The following is a 13628-nucleotide window of genomic DNA, read 5'->3' on the forward strand; positions in this document are numbered from 1 at the left end:
ATAAAATCTCCTCCCTAACGTTAAGGTCTTGTTAAGGTTACTGTGATAGGATAACAACGAGGTGGAGAATTGTGGAGAACGCCAAGATATTACTTGTTGATGATGAAAGAGCAATTGTTATGATGCTGGAAAAAGTATTGAGAAATGAAGGCTTTAATCAAATATTTCACGCTGCAACAGCAAAGGAAGCCTTGCAAATGGTTCAGGAGCAGAAACCAGAGTTCATTGTGCTTGATGTCATGCTGCCTGACCAAAGCGGGTTTGATATTTGTCCAAAAATCAGGCAGATGTCCCATGCCCATATCTTGTTTGTTACGGCAAGAACCTCGGATTTGGACATTTTGACGGGATTTGCTACAGGCGGAGATGATTATGTAACAAAACCATTTAATCCATTGGAAATCGCCGCGAGAATTAAGGCTCGCCTGAGACGAGGTAATTTATCCATTCCAATCTCAGAGCCAGAGATTACAACATATAGCTACGATTTTGGCAGGTTTATCGTAAACGAAACGGCAGGGGAGCTTATCGTGGAAGGACAGCGGGTCTCTTGTCCAGCACAGGTTTTTCTGTTGCTGCTCTATTTGTGTAAACATCCCAACCGGATATTTTCGAAAGGTCAATTGTATGAAGCGGTATGGGGATTAGATGGTCTAGCAGATGATAACACTGTCATGGTTCATATTCGTAGAATTCGTGAAAAAATTGAAGTGAATCCCAGCGATCCAAAATATCTGGTAACCGTTCGAGGGCTGGGGTACAAACTTGTCAAGGAGAACAGACGTGAGTAGGTTAAAACGAAGGCTAGCTGTACACTTTATGTATCAGTTCTTTTTACTTGCAATCGGGACACTTCTGCTCATCACTGTAGGATTAATTGTACTTGTACAAGAAATCAGTCAAAACGAGATTAAGCGGAATTTTCCCGCAGGTGCACTGGACATCATGGTGTCTGATACCATAATTGAAAAAGACAAAGTCCAATTAAATGACTTGTTAATAAAGCAGATACGTGAAAAGGGCATGTGGCTACAAATCGTTAGTGAAGATGGGCGCGTTATTCATTCAGTCAATGTTCCAGAAGACTTGCCAAACAGCTATCGAATCGATGAGCTGTGGGGGATTCATCAAACCAGTCATTGGAATTCATATACTGTATACTCAAAAATTTATAACACATTTGATTCACCGTATTTGTTTTTACTAGGGAATAGTGAACCAAACAAAGAATTGGTGGCAAAATGGTTTGCCCGCTATGCTCAGCAAGGAATAGTGGCCATTTCTTCTATGGCACAGATAGAAAAAGAAGTGAATGGTATAGACGGTTACCTACATGTTGTCGATCCACAAGGAAATGTTATTCAAGAAATTGGCAAACAAACAGAAAAACAGCGGTATCTTCCTATTGATTTAGTGAAGATGCAGATGGAGCCAGGTTCTTATCCGACGAAAATTGATGTGTATTATGACCCTGCATCTCTTAATACGTGGGTTCTACATATTACGAAAAAAGACGGAGAGTATCAGAAGCAACCGCTTTTACATGAAACCATTTATACTCTCGTCAAATTATGCGGGGGACTTTTTGCTCTGGCCATTCTATTTTCTATTTGGCATGGCTATCGTTATGGTCAGCCGTTGCTGTTATTTATTGGCTGGCTGGAGCGAATGGGACAAGGGCGCTACGACGAGGTATTGACCAAGAAGGACAGGAGAAATGCGTATCGTAAAAATGGAAAGCTGCGCATGCGATATCGACTTTATCAGGAGGTCATTGAGGCGTTTTATCAGATGGCTGAAAAGCTAACGGAATCGGAGCGGGAGAAAAAACGTTTGGAGAAAACTAGGGAAGAGTGGATGACCGGAATTACTCACGACCTGCGAACACCTCTGACAACGATTCAGGGCTATGGACATATGCTGGAAAGCAAACAGCTTGATTGGACAGCAACGGAATTACAGCAAGTGGGGCATATGATTCGAGAAAAGGCGGATTATATGCGTATCTTAGTAGAGGATTTTTCCCTTTCCTTTCAAATAAAGAACAATGCGGTATCCTTTTCAGTAGAACGGGTAGAGCTAAATGAATTTGTAAGAAGGATTATCTTGCAGCATATCAATGACGTAACCATAGAGGAAACCTCATTTATCTACGAAAGCAATCCTGAGCCACTGTACATAATGGCTAATCCGAAGTGGTTCACGCGCATGCTGGATAACCTGATTATCAATGCAGTGAAGCATACTCCTCCGGGGACGATGGTTACAGTGATAACGAAGCGCCAGGAGGACAGAGCAATATTAATTGTAAAAGATGAAGGATTAGGAATGGATGAGGAAACGAAAGAAAAGCTATTTGAACGTTATTACCGTGGCACTCATACGGAGGAGAAGGCAGAGGGCTCCGGTCTGGGAATGAGTATTGCAAAGGCCATTGCAGAGGGGCATCGCGGTACAGTCGAGGTAGAAACGGTAGTAGGCAGGGGAACTGCGATCACCTTATCGTTTCCTTGTGAATAACATCAGTAGTGAGCTTCTCATAGCTTGAGGAGCGCATCTTGTTCAAAGCCGAATCATCCAGATTTAAAGCAGGCATTAACAGGCAGTCATCCTGTAGTGGCTGCTTTATTTTATTTTATGTGTTAATTCCGATCGGGTTACTTGCCTTTTTTCGTTAAGGTGCTATACTAGAAAACAACTTAACGTTATTCCCGAAATGAAGATCAAAATCGGAGGAGTCGACATGAAGAAGCGCTTTGGAATGATTTCTATTATGATGAGTATCCTTTTATTTCTTAGCGGCTGTGCTAGTGAAGGTACAGCACCTCAGCAGGGAGGAAACCAAAGTCAACCTGTAGCCGGGAGCGGCACACCCAAAAGTGGGGGAAGCTTGGTAATCGCAGTTGGCGATGATCCTAGCGCACTTAACCCGAACTATGCCGGGGATCGCGTGACCTTAACGATTAATCAATCCTTGTTTGCACCTTTATTTACAATCAATGAAGGGAAGAAAGCATTTGTACTGGCTGAGAGCCTGACGCAATCCAAGGATTTTTTAACCTATACGCTAAAACTGCGAGATAACTTGACTTGGCATGATGGGAAAAAGCTGACTGCTGATGATGTAGTCTTTACGCTTGCTAGTATTTTGGATGAAAAGCAACACAGCCCGCAACGAAGCTTGTTTGTCTTAGATGGAAAGCCGATTCAGGCGAAAAAAGTTGACGATACAACAGTAGACTTTGTACTTCCTCAGGTCAGTGCAGCCTTTGAAGGAGCTTTGGTTCAGGTTTCCCCCATTCCGAAGCATATTTTTGAAAATGTAGAGGATATTGAAAAGAGTGAAAAAAACTTCAGCCCAGTCGGTTCTGGTCCGTTCAAATTCAAGGAATATAAGCCTGGAGAATATGTAACCTTAGAACGTTTTGATAACTACTTTGCAGGAAAATCCTATTTAGACACGATAACGTATCGCATTACCAAGGATAGTAACGCTGCGAATTTAGCAATGCAAAATGGCGAAATTCAAATGAAGTTTATCGACCCGCAGGACTATAACAAGATGAATGACATGCAGATGTTTAACTTAATTAAATATAATGAAGGTCGATTGGTGTACATGGCTTTTAATCTCAATATTGATGTATTACAGAAAAAAGAGGTTCGCCAAGCGATTGCCTATGCTATTGATAAGAATGAATTAGTTCATGCAGCGTACTCGTCTCTTGATTATGCTGAACCTGCTTATTCCCTGCTTACTCCTGATGCGCTTTACTATACAAAGGAGTTGCCTGCGTATGATTACAACGTGCAGAAAGCTAAGGAATTGCTACAAAAGGCAGGAGTCAATCATTTGAAGCTTAGATTGGCCTATGTGAATAACAATAAACCGCAAACCAGCCAAGCACTTTATCTTCAGCAGAATTTGAAAGATGTCGGAATTGAAATTGAACTGCAGCCATTAGATCCAGCAGCATTTTCAAACAAATCTCAGGATATGAAAAACAAAGATTATGACTTGTCCTTTGGCGGCTACATTATGGGCTATGAGCCGGATGCTTATAAATCTTTATTTGTTAGTACAGAGCCTTTTAACTATTCGCACTACAATAACAAAGAGTTTGATCAGCTATGGTCCAAAGCTGCTGTAGAGGTTGATACAGCAAAACGTGCTGAGCTGTATAAAAAAATCCAGCAAACAGTAGCAGATGATGTGCCGATCTATCCCATTGCATACCCTAAATCCATTATAGCGGTGGACAAAAAATTTGGTGGTTTGCAAGAGGCGGTTACGAAGCCGGTTACCATGTTTGAGGATTTGTCGAAAATTTACGAGCAATAATAACAGTTAGAGCATTTATAGGAAACAAGGGAGAAAATAAGCTGATTCGAATCAGCTTATTTTCATTCCCAGAAGCTGTTGTAGGAGGACATTCATGTGTTTTCATTTATAGCAAAACGGATTCTTCAATCCATTCCGATGTTATTTTTTATTTCTATTGTTTGCTTTGCTTTGATAAAGCTGGCTCCTGGTGATCCCCTGCAAGCCTTCATTACTCCCAAAATGAGTCTTGAGGATATCGAACGGATTCGGCATAACATGGGATTAGATCAACCTGGGTATGTTCAGTATTTTATGTGGCTGAAAAATGTGTTTATGGGTGATTTTGGCTATTCGCTGATCAATCATCGGCCTGTGCTGACACAGGTAATCGAACGGTTACCGGCAACGGCAGGGTTAATGGGAGCTTCTATCCTTCTCTCTGTTCTGTTGGCTATTCCATTGGGATTACTGGCGGGGGCAAATCGAAATAAGTGGATCGACAGTTTTTTAAATATGTTTTCATATGTAGGGATTTCCATTCCAGCTTTTTGGTTTGCTATGCTTCTGATTTACTTTTTTGCGATTAAACTGCATCTTCTTCCTAGCATGGGAATAAGAACGATCGGAGTAAACTCCGCCTGGGATGTTATCAAGCACGGGATTCTTCCCTGTTTGGTTCTTAGCTTCGGGCAATTGTCTGTTTATATGAGATATATTCGTTCCAATACGATTGGACAACTAAAAGAGGATTATGTTCAAATCCAATACGCGTACGGTTCTACCCGATGGCAGATTCTTTTTCGCCATGTGCTAAAAAATGTACTTTTACCGATTATTACCCTTTTGGGGATGTCATTACCTGATTTGATTGCTGGAGCGATTATTACTGAAACGGTATTTTCTTGGCCAGGAATTGGCTCACTTAGTATCAAGGCTGCCTTTGGATTTGATTACCCAATCATTATGGCTATTACCATGTTTACGTCCGTCTTGCTCATCATCGGCAATTTACTGGCAGATATCCTATACAGCGTAGTTGATCCTCGAATCAGGGCATGGAGGTAGCAAGATGAATAGAAGAAGATGGAATAACGTAAAAATGGAATTGTTAACCAATAAGCTGGGTCTGATCTCGGTTATCATTCTGTTTGTTTTTGCACTTGGCTCCATATTTGCTTTTCTAGCTCCGTATGATCCTAATCAGATCGTTATCCAGGATAGGCTTCAGGCGATGAGCCAAACGCATTTTTTTGGCACTGATGATTACGGTAGGGATTATTTTTCTCGGGCTCTGCATGGCGGGAGAGTCTCTTTACTGGTGGGATTTGCTGCTATGATTATCGCTACCGGACTTGGTACAACAATTGGAGCGATTAGCGGCTATTTTGGAGGCATGGTCGATAGCATCATTATGCGCACCGTAGAGATTTTAATGTCAATTCCATCCTTTTTATTAATGCTGATTCTAAGTGTGTATTTAAAGCCCAGTATTCAAACCGTGATTATTATTATTGGACTTTTGACTTGGATGAATGTAGCTAGACTTGTCCGAGCAGAGACACTGTCTGTCAAGGAACGGGAATATGTATTGTACGCCAAAGTGTCGGGACAAAGCTCATTTAAAATTATCTGCTATCACATCATTCCAAGTATCTCTTCTACTATCATTGTGACGGCGACCATCAATATTGCCTCTGCCATCTTGATGGAGTCGGCGCTGAGCTTTCTGGGATTAGGTATTCAACAGCCTAATTCATCCTGGGGGAGCATGCTAAACAACGCGCAAGGCTTTATAGGGGAAGCACCGCATCTAGCTCTATTTCCCGGCTTGTTTATTCTGCTTACGGTAATGAGCTTTAATGTCCTAGGGGATGTTTTGCGAGTAGCCTTTGAACCAAAAGCCAATGACGAATAGACATAGAATAACGAATGAAGATGATCAGCTTGGAGTGAGTCATATGACGGAAGTTTTATTGGATGTGAAGAATTTAAGAACGTCCTTTTTCACACGCGCTGGAGAGGTGCAGGCTGTTAGAGGAGTCAGTTTTTCCGTACAAAAAGGTGAAATAATTGGGATTGTAGGCGAGTCGGGAAGCGGAAAAAGCGTAACCGCCAAATCCATTCTCTCTCTGATTGCACACCCGGGGAAAATTGTCGGTGGAGAGATCAATTTCAATGGAAGGGATCTGCTTTTAGCCACAGAAAAGGAGCATAAAGCCATTCGCGGGAATCAGATTGCTATGATCTTTCAAGACCCCATGACTTCGCTGAATCCTGTATATAAAATCGGGCGACAGCTAACGGAAGTAATCGTAAGACATCAAAAGGTGAGTAAGTCTGTAGCGAAACAAAAGGCAATCGAATTATTAAAACAGGTAGGCATACCCTCTGCTGAAGAACGTTTCAACCAATACCCCCATGAATTCAGCGGCGGAATGAGGCAGAGAGTGATGATTGCAATGGCGCTTTCATGTGAACCGGAGCTATTGATCGCAGATGAGCCTACTACCGCATTAGATGTAACGATTCAGGCGCAGATTCTTGATTTGATAAAGGAGCTAGCTAACCAATCAGATACAGCAGTTATGCTGATCACGCATGATTTGGGTGTAGTTGCCCAAGTATGTACAAGAGTAATTGTCATGTACAGCGGTATGGTGATGGAGGAGGGGAAGGTTGAGGATATCTTTTATCGCCCGCAGCATCCCTATACACAGGGACTTCTGCGTTCTCTGCCTAAACATCATACGGGGGATAAAGAAAGACTAATTCCCATCGAGGGAACTCCGCCTAGCTTATTAAACCCTACGGATGGCTGTCCATTTGCCGAGCGTTGCCCGCATATGATGGATAAATGTCTGAGTCAGATTCCGCCTTCTTATGAGATGGGTTCCGATCAACGGATGAAATGCTGGCTGGGAGAAGAGACCGGGGGGAACAGATATGAAAACCAAAGACATTTTAGTTGATGTAGAGCATCTCAAAAAATATTATCCAATCAATAAAGGCTTTTTTGGTGGGGGAAAGACATATGTGAAGGCTGTGGACGATGTCAGCTTTCAGATTTATAAGGGAGAAACATTTGGTCTGGTTGGAGAGTCTGGCTGTGGTAAATCTACAACAGGACGCAGTATCGTTAGGCTGTTCGATGTAACTGACGGGAAAATACTGTTTGATGGACATGATGTAGCGAAAATGAACGAACAACAGCTCAAGCCATTCCGCAAACGAATGCAAACGATTTTTCAGGACCCGTATTCTTCCTTAAATCCGGGGATGACTGTCTTTGAGCTGATCAGTGAACCTATGAATATCCATGAATCTCTCGGGGCAAATGAGCGAAAGGATATCATTTCGGCTCTCTTGGAGCGTGTAGGTTTAAAGAAAGAACATTTGGAGCGTTATCCGCATGAATTTAGCGGCGGACAGAGACAGAGGGTCAGCATCGCCCGATCTCTTGCTGTGAAGCCGGAATTCATTATGTGCGATGAACCAATCTCCGCGCTGGATGTATCTGTTCAAGCACAAGTGGTCAATATGCTGGAGGATTTGCAAAATGAATTGGGGTTGACCTATCTGTTCATCGCCCATGATCTTTCGATGGTACGTCATATTTCGGACCGCATTGGAGTGATGTACTTAGGTCAATTGGTAGAAGTAGCTGAAAGCGGCGAGCTATATGAGCATCCGGCACATCCTTATACACAAGCACTGCTTTCCTCTATACCGGTAGCTGATCCGAAGCTGCGCGATCAAAAGCGTATCATGATGAAAGGGGGCATTCCGAGTCCGTTGTCAACCATTCGCGGCTGTAAGTTCCAATCGAGATGTCCTTATGCATCGTCACGCTGTGCAGAAGAGCAGCCAAAGCTAGTATCAATTAGCGCGGGTCACCAGGTTGCCTGTCATTTATTTAATGAATAAGTCAAAAATTGAGAGGGTATTCCACAATGTCTCTAGTAAAGCTTTCGCAAAATGAAGCACTGATGATTGAAGTCCTTCGAGCAAAGGGTGTGACAGATGAAGAATTATTGGATGCTTTAAAAAAGGAAGATATCAGCGATTTTTTGCAATGTAGCGATGACTTCGACTTTTCTCAGCTGCTCGATTTTTCCAGACAAAACTGGTGCGAGCTCGAACAAGCAGTCAGAGAAGGATATCAGATTAAATTTAATACAATCAATGGAATTAAATATCTGATCTCTGTAAGACTAAACCAAGTAGCTGACCGTGATTATCAAAACAAGGGAGACTATCTAGCGGAAATCAAGCTGAAAGAAGCGGAAGTCATCTGGCTACAGTCTGTGCTCTCTAAGAATTGGACAGTCGTAGAGCAAAAGCAAGATCCAAAGCAAGATCCAAAGCAAGATCAAAACTCAGAGCTAAAAGTCATCCAAATCAAATTGGTTCGTTCGTAAGCATAGGAGCATTATAACTGTCATTTATCAGTGGAAAGTCACCTGTCAGGGTGGCTTTTTTTAGTTTAAGCACCGCGATCGTATCATTTTCTTTTTTGTCATACTGGCGTATCGCGTTTTACTTTACGCTACCCTTAGCAAATGCAATAACCAAATGCTAGAGAAGGTCTCAAAGGTAACAGCCTTCTTTTATTATAAACTCAGCGCCAACAGGTGCTGTTTTTTTATTGACGTTAGAGGTTGATTTCGATCTGATAGATAATATGAGGGAACAACTTTCACAAAAATATAAAAACAATTGTGGTTACCAATTTTTCTTGATTTTTCTTAAGTAACCAAGCTATAATCACAACTGAAAATAATTATCATTTTCAAAGACTGTGCTTGTTATACATAAAAATTCAAACAAGAATGGGTTTGAGGAGAAGGAATGCTGTTGAATAAGCTTGTGATAAAAAAAACTACAGCAAGATGGGGTCTCTCACTCATCTCGATGCTTTTTCTCTTGGTGCTTGGCGGTTTACTTGTTTCTATGTTTATAGCCATCTCATTTGGAGCAAAGGATTTGACACTGGAAACGGTATGGACGGCTATTACTTCCTATCATTCGGAGCTGACAACACATCAAATTATTCACGAAATGCGGTTACCGCGTGTGATTGGGGCTGCTGTTGTCGGAGCAGCGTTCGCAGTTGCAGGGGCGTTGATGCAAGGAGTTACACGTAATCCGCTGGCTGATGCAGGGATTTTGGGGATTAATGCAGGTGCTACGTTTGTTGTAGCGCTCAGTTTTGCATTCTTTCCAAATTTGTCCTACTCAAGCTTGATGGTTCTGTCATTTCTAGGAGCTGTGCTTAGTACCTTACTTATCTTTTTATTAGGATCGAGGGCAACTGGAGGGTTGACACCATTGCGTCTAACGATCGCAGGAGCGGTTGTTGCAGCTTTTTTACATTCACTCAGCTCAGGAATCGCTATTTATTATGATTTGAGTCAAGATTTGGCCTTTTGGTATGCCGGCGGTGTTTCTGGAGTGAGATGGTCTCATCTTAAAATACTGGTGCCGGTTATCCTGATTGCCATTTTGTTTGCTTTTCTATTGGGGCGTTCTGTTTCGTTACTTTCATTGGGCGACGAGGTGGCAGATAATTTAGGCGCTCATACAAAGCGGATTCGGTTACTTGTAATGGCGCTTGCTGTATTGCTTGCTGGTGTGTCTGTGTCTGCTGTTGGTTCCATTGGATTTACCGGATTAGTCATTCCGCATATTTCCCGAAAGCTAGTAGGAGTTACTTATCGATTTATTATTCCAATGTCAGCTTTATTAGGGGCAATTCTGCTGGTGTTAGCTGACTTGGGGGCAAGGACAATCAATCCGCCTAGAGAGTTAGCGATAGGCGTAATGGTTGCATTTGTCGGTGTTCCTTTCTTTCTTTTACTTGCCCGCAAAGAAGGGAGGAGCTTATAAATGGAACAACTAATTTTCAAAAGAGACAGGCGGGCAGGGACAGTCGGGGGCATTCTACTGCTTATTAGCTTCGTTGCCATTCTTATCAGTCTTAATACAGGCTCTATCCGACTTGCTCCGTTAACTGTTTTACAAGCCTTTATAGGCAATGGCAGTCAAGAGGATATGATGGTTTTATTTGAATACCGTCTGCCGCGTATTGTTGTCACGATGCTTGCTGGAGTGGGTTTAGGGGTTTCGGGAGCTATACTGCAAGGGGTATCCCGTAATTCATTGGCAGATCCGGGGATTTTGGGTCTGCATGCAGGTGCTGCTTTTGGCTTGATGATCTTTGTTAGTTTTTTTGAATCATTAAAAGGATCCCAAGCTTTATTGATCCCGCTGTTTACCTTTTTAGGCGGAGTAGTGACTGCGATACTGATCATGCTCCTTGCTTATGATCGACATAAAGGGTTGCTGCCTATTCGCCTCATCCTGGTTGGCATTGCCATTACAGCAGGCTTCAGTGCAATTACGCTGTTTCTGTCACTTGCTTTAGATGAAACGATATATGCTTTCACATCTAGATGGCTGGTTGGTAACGTATGGGGGCGCGATTGGATCAATGTAACGGCCCTTCTGCCATGGGTTCTGATCTTTACACCATATGCATTCACCCAATCAAAAGCACTGAATGCTTTCTCGCTCGGGGATGAAGTGGCCATGGGGATTGGAACTGCCGTAAACCGTAAACGCTTCTTATTGCTGACAACCGCGGTAGCCTTATCATGCGCCAGCGTTTCGATGGTGGGAGGAATAGGTTTTATTGGGTTAGTCGCTCCTCATCTAGCGCGTCGACTTGTTGGGCCGTTGTATCAGCATTTGCTGCCAATAGCGGGTCTTGTTGGCTTGGTCATCCTAGTGATTGCAGATACGGTTGGCCGTGCTATTTTTCAACCAAATGCGATTCCCGCAGGCGTAGTAGTCGCCGCTGTAGGTGCCCCCTATTTTTTATATGTATTAGGTAAAACAAAATAAATGATTTTCAAAAGGAGAAAAAATGAAAGAGAAATTACTGATTCTTATGTGCATCCTTACTATTTTTGCATTGTCTGCGTGTGGTCAAAGCACACCACAGTCAAATACAGAGTCGGCAAAAGGGCAAACAGTCGAGCAATCGGCAGATAAGAAAGAGCCCCGAATTGCCTCCATGTCCATCCATTTGACAAATAACCTGCTTGCATTGGGCATTACGCCAGTTGGTTCCGTGATTGGTGGCGATTTAAAATCCTTCTTGCCTCACGTAGCTGATCGTCTGAAGGATACGAAACCATTAGGGGTAGTAGCAGACCCTGATATGGAAGCTCTGTTAGCATTAAAACCAGATGTAATTTATGCAGATCAACAATATGCCGGAAAAGATTTATCTAAATATGAAAAAATTGCGGAAACACATTCATTTAACCTAGATGATGGCACATGGCGAGATACATTGAAAAAAGTAGGGAAGCTTGTAAACCGAGAGCAGCAAGCGGAAGCCTTTATTAAGGATTACGAAGCACAGGCAGAGCGTGTGAAAAAGCTTGTACAGAGCAAAATCGGTGATGGAACCGTGATGGGAATACGTGTAACGGGGAAAGAGCTGCGCGTATTTAGCACAAGAAGACCAATGGGGCCCCTTTTATACGACGATTTAGGCTTGAAGCCTGCGAAGGGTGTAGAGAAGCTCAATAAAAAGAAAGCTTTTGAAGTGATTTCACAGGAGGTACTCCCTGATTTTGATGCAGATGCCATCTTTGTTATTGTGAACAATAGAGGTGGGGCCCACAAGATGTTTGAGCAATTACAAAGCAATCCGATCTGGAAAGATTTAAAGGCTGTGAAAGCAAATCACGTTTACATGATTCCAGAACAACCATGGCTTGATTATTCAGCACTTGGGGCAAAAATGGCATTGGATCATGCTGAAAAAATCTTTAGTAAATAGACGACAACCAAAAAGTCATGCGGTTCTTTGCGCATGGCTTTTTGCTTATTGAAAAAGAGGAATGGAAATATTCGTGTGGAAATAAGTGGTGGAGAAGGTTATATACAACAAAAGAATGGTGACATTAATAGGAAAATCAAAAAATATAATGGAATGTGCCTCATTTTTCTATAAGAAGGGGTGGTCACAGGTAACACCCTTGGACAAAAATATGACAGTCTGAAATAACATTCAGAGGGATTTGTTATTTTTTATAGAATTAGTTGGTATTGATTTCTATTACAAGGCAATGTAACACTGAACAACCTGTGAGAATAGAATAAGCATACTTTAAGAGGAGAAACACGTATGAACAAACGACGAATCATGATTACTTGCGGCTCAATCGTGGCTTTCTTTTTTATTGCGATCATTGCCGCCAGTAGCTATTTTTATCAGATCAGCATCAGTCGTGATGGTCAGGTCACGCTGTATTCTGGTGAGCAGGAGGCTGCTGCTGCCCCTGTAAATGCAGCAGTGGAACAGGATAAAATCCGTGTAGAGGAATGGTACAAAAATCAGGAAAAGGGCGGCTTAGAGCAAATCTCCTTTGACGGCTTGAAGTTAAAAGCCACTTACATACCGAGTGATCAACCTAGCGACAAGGCAGTTATTTTAGCTCATGGCTATCGCCGTAAAGGGGAAGACATGAAAAGTTACGCAAAGTTCTATCATGACTTAGGCTTTCAAGTGCTAATGCCGGATGCTCGTGGCCACGGTAATAGTGAAGGCGACTATGTTGGATACGGCTGGCATGATCGCAAGGACTATCTGGGTTGGATTAAAATGCTGACGAAGCAGGCAAAAGTAAAGCATATCTTCTTACATGGAGTCTCAATGGGTGGAGCCACAGTCTTAATGACTAGCGGTGAGGAGCTGCCACCTGAGGTAAAAGGAATTATTGAGGATAGTGGATTCACATCTATGACCGAGGAATTGTCTTATCAGTTGAAGCATTTATATCAATTGCCGACTTTCCCGCTTATGCAAACAACGAGCTGGACGACTAAGCTGCGGGCAGGCTATTCGTTTGCAGAAGTCTCTCCCATTGAACAAGTGAAGAAGAATACTCGACCGTTATTTATCATCCACGGCGATCAGGATAAGCTGGTTCCTACAGAGATGGCTTATCGAATCTTTGACGCTGCACAAGGAGAAAAACAGATCTGGATAGTGCCTGGAGCAGGACACACAAAATCATTTACCGTAGCAAAAGAAGAGTATCAAGAGCGTGTAAAGAAATTTATTGAACAGGCACTTTAGGCAAGTGTTTATGTGACGTGGCACTTTTGTTCTAAGAAATAAATAATGATGTAGAGCATCTGTTTATAGCTTATTGCTGTGACAGATGCTTTTTTGTTTGGGCACATTGCCTTTTCTAATACATAGAATATCAAAAACACAACTAGAGGA

At 42.4% G+C, this 13628-nt stretch carries 12 protein-coding genes; all 12 read left to right on the forward strand.

The window, feature by feature from the left end; translation table 11 throughout:
* Positions 1–71: 71 nt before the first annotated feature.
* The 12 genes from QZ995_RS10745 to QZ995_RS10800 all read left to right on the forward strand — a co-directional run bounded on the left by QZ995_RS10745 (position 72) and on the right by QZ995_RS10800 (position 13478).
* Complete coding sequence (locus QZ995_RS10745; protein ID WP_301806555.1) at positions 72–791, forward strand: response regulator transcription factor; 720 nt, start codon at positions 72–74, stop codon at positions 789–791.
* Positions 784–2520 (forward strand): sensor histidine kinase, encoded by a 1737-nt coding sequence (locus tag QZ995_RS10750; protein WP_301806558.1) that lies wholly within the window; start codon positions 784–786, stop codon positions 2518–2520. The genes QZ995_RS10745 and QZ995_RS10750 overlap by 8 nt, the downstream gene beginning before the upstream one ends.
* 223 nt (positions 2521–2743) lie before the next feature.
* Positions 2744–4342 (forward strand): ABC transporter substrate-binding protein, encoded by a 1599-nt coding sequence (locus QZ995_RS10755; protein WP_301806561.1) that lies wholly within the window; start codon positions 2744–2746, stop codon positions 4340–4342.
* A gap of 96 nt (positions 4343–4438) precedes the next feature.
* Positions 4439–5389 carry an ABC transporter permease gene (locus QZ995_RS10760; RefSeq protein WP_301806563.1) on the forward strand — a complete coding sequence of 317 codons (951 nt, stop codon included), beginning with the start codon at positions 4439–4441 and terminating at the stop codon, positions 5387–5389.
* Between the two features lie 4 nt (positions 5390–5393).
* Positions 5394–6239: an ABC transporter permease gene (locus tag QZ995_RS10765; RefSeq protein ID WP_301806564.1), complete on the forward strand. Its 846-nt coding sequence runs from the start codon at positions 5394–5396 to the stop codon at positions 6237–6239.
* 43 nt (positions 6240–6282) lie between these two features.
* On the forward strand, positions 6283–7293 hold the full coding sequence (locus tag QZ995_RS10770; RefSeq protein WP_301806566.1) for an ABC transporter ATP-binding protein: 1011 nt from the start codon (positions 6283–6285) through the stop codon (positions 7291–7293).
* Positions 7268–8248 (forward strand): ABC transporter ATP-binding protein, encoded by a 981-nt coding sequence (locus QZ995_RS10775; protein ID WP_301806567.1) that lies wholly within the window; start codon positions 7268–7270, stop codon positions 8246–8248. The genes QZ995_RS10770 and QZ995_RS10775 overlap by 26 nt, the downstream gene beginning before the upstream one ends.
* Before the next feature lie 26 nt (positions 8249–8274).
* A complete protein-coding gene (locus tag QZ995_RS10780) occupies positions 8275–8742 on the forward strand; it encodes a hypothetical protein (protein WP_301806568.1) in 468 nt (155 codons plus the stop codon).
* Positions 8743–9235: 493 nt separating this feature from the next.
* The gene (locus QZ995_RS10785) at positions 9236–10210 is read left to right on the forward strand and encodes a FecCD family ABC transporter permease (protein WP_301806823.1); all 975 of its coding nucleotides are present in this window, start codon (positions 9236–9238) and stop codon (positions 10208–10210) included.
* Positions 10211–11227: a FecCD family ABC transporter permease gene (locus QZ995_RS10790; protein ID WP_301806569.1), complete on the forward strand. Its 1017-nt coding sequence runs from the start codon at positions 10211–10213 to the stop codon at positions 11225–11227.
* A 22-nt stretch (positions 11228–11249) separates the two neighbouring features.
* Positions 11250–12176, forward strand: coding sequence for an iron-hydroxamate ABC transporter substrate-binding protein (locus tag QZ995_RS10795; RefSeq protein WP_301806570.1), 927 nt, complete (start codon positions 11250–11252; stop codon positions 12174–12176).
* Positions 12177–12524: 348 nt separating this feature from the next.
* Entirely contained in the window at positions 12525–13478 is a 954-nt protein-coding gene (locus QZ995_RS10800; RefSeq protein WP_301806572.1) for an alpha/beta hydrolase, read from the forward strand.
* Positions 13479–13628 lie beyond the last annotated feature (150 nt).

It is taken from the genome of Brevibacillus laterosporus (assembly GCF_030489605.1).
Lineage (GTDB): Bacteria > Bacillota > Bacilli > Brevibacillales > Brevibacillaceae > Brevibacillus_B > Brevibacillus_B laterosporus_E.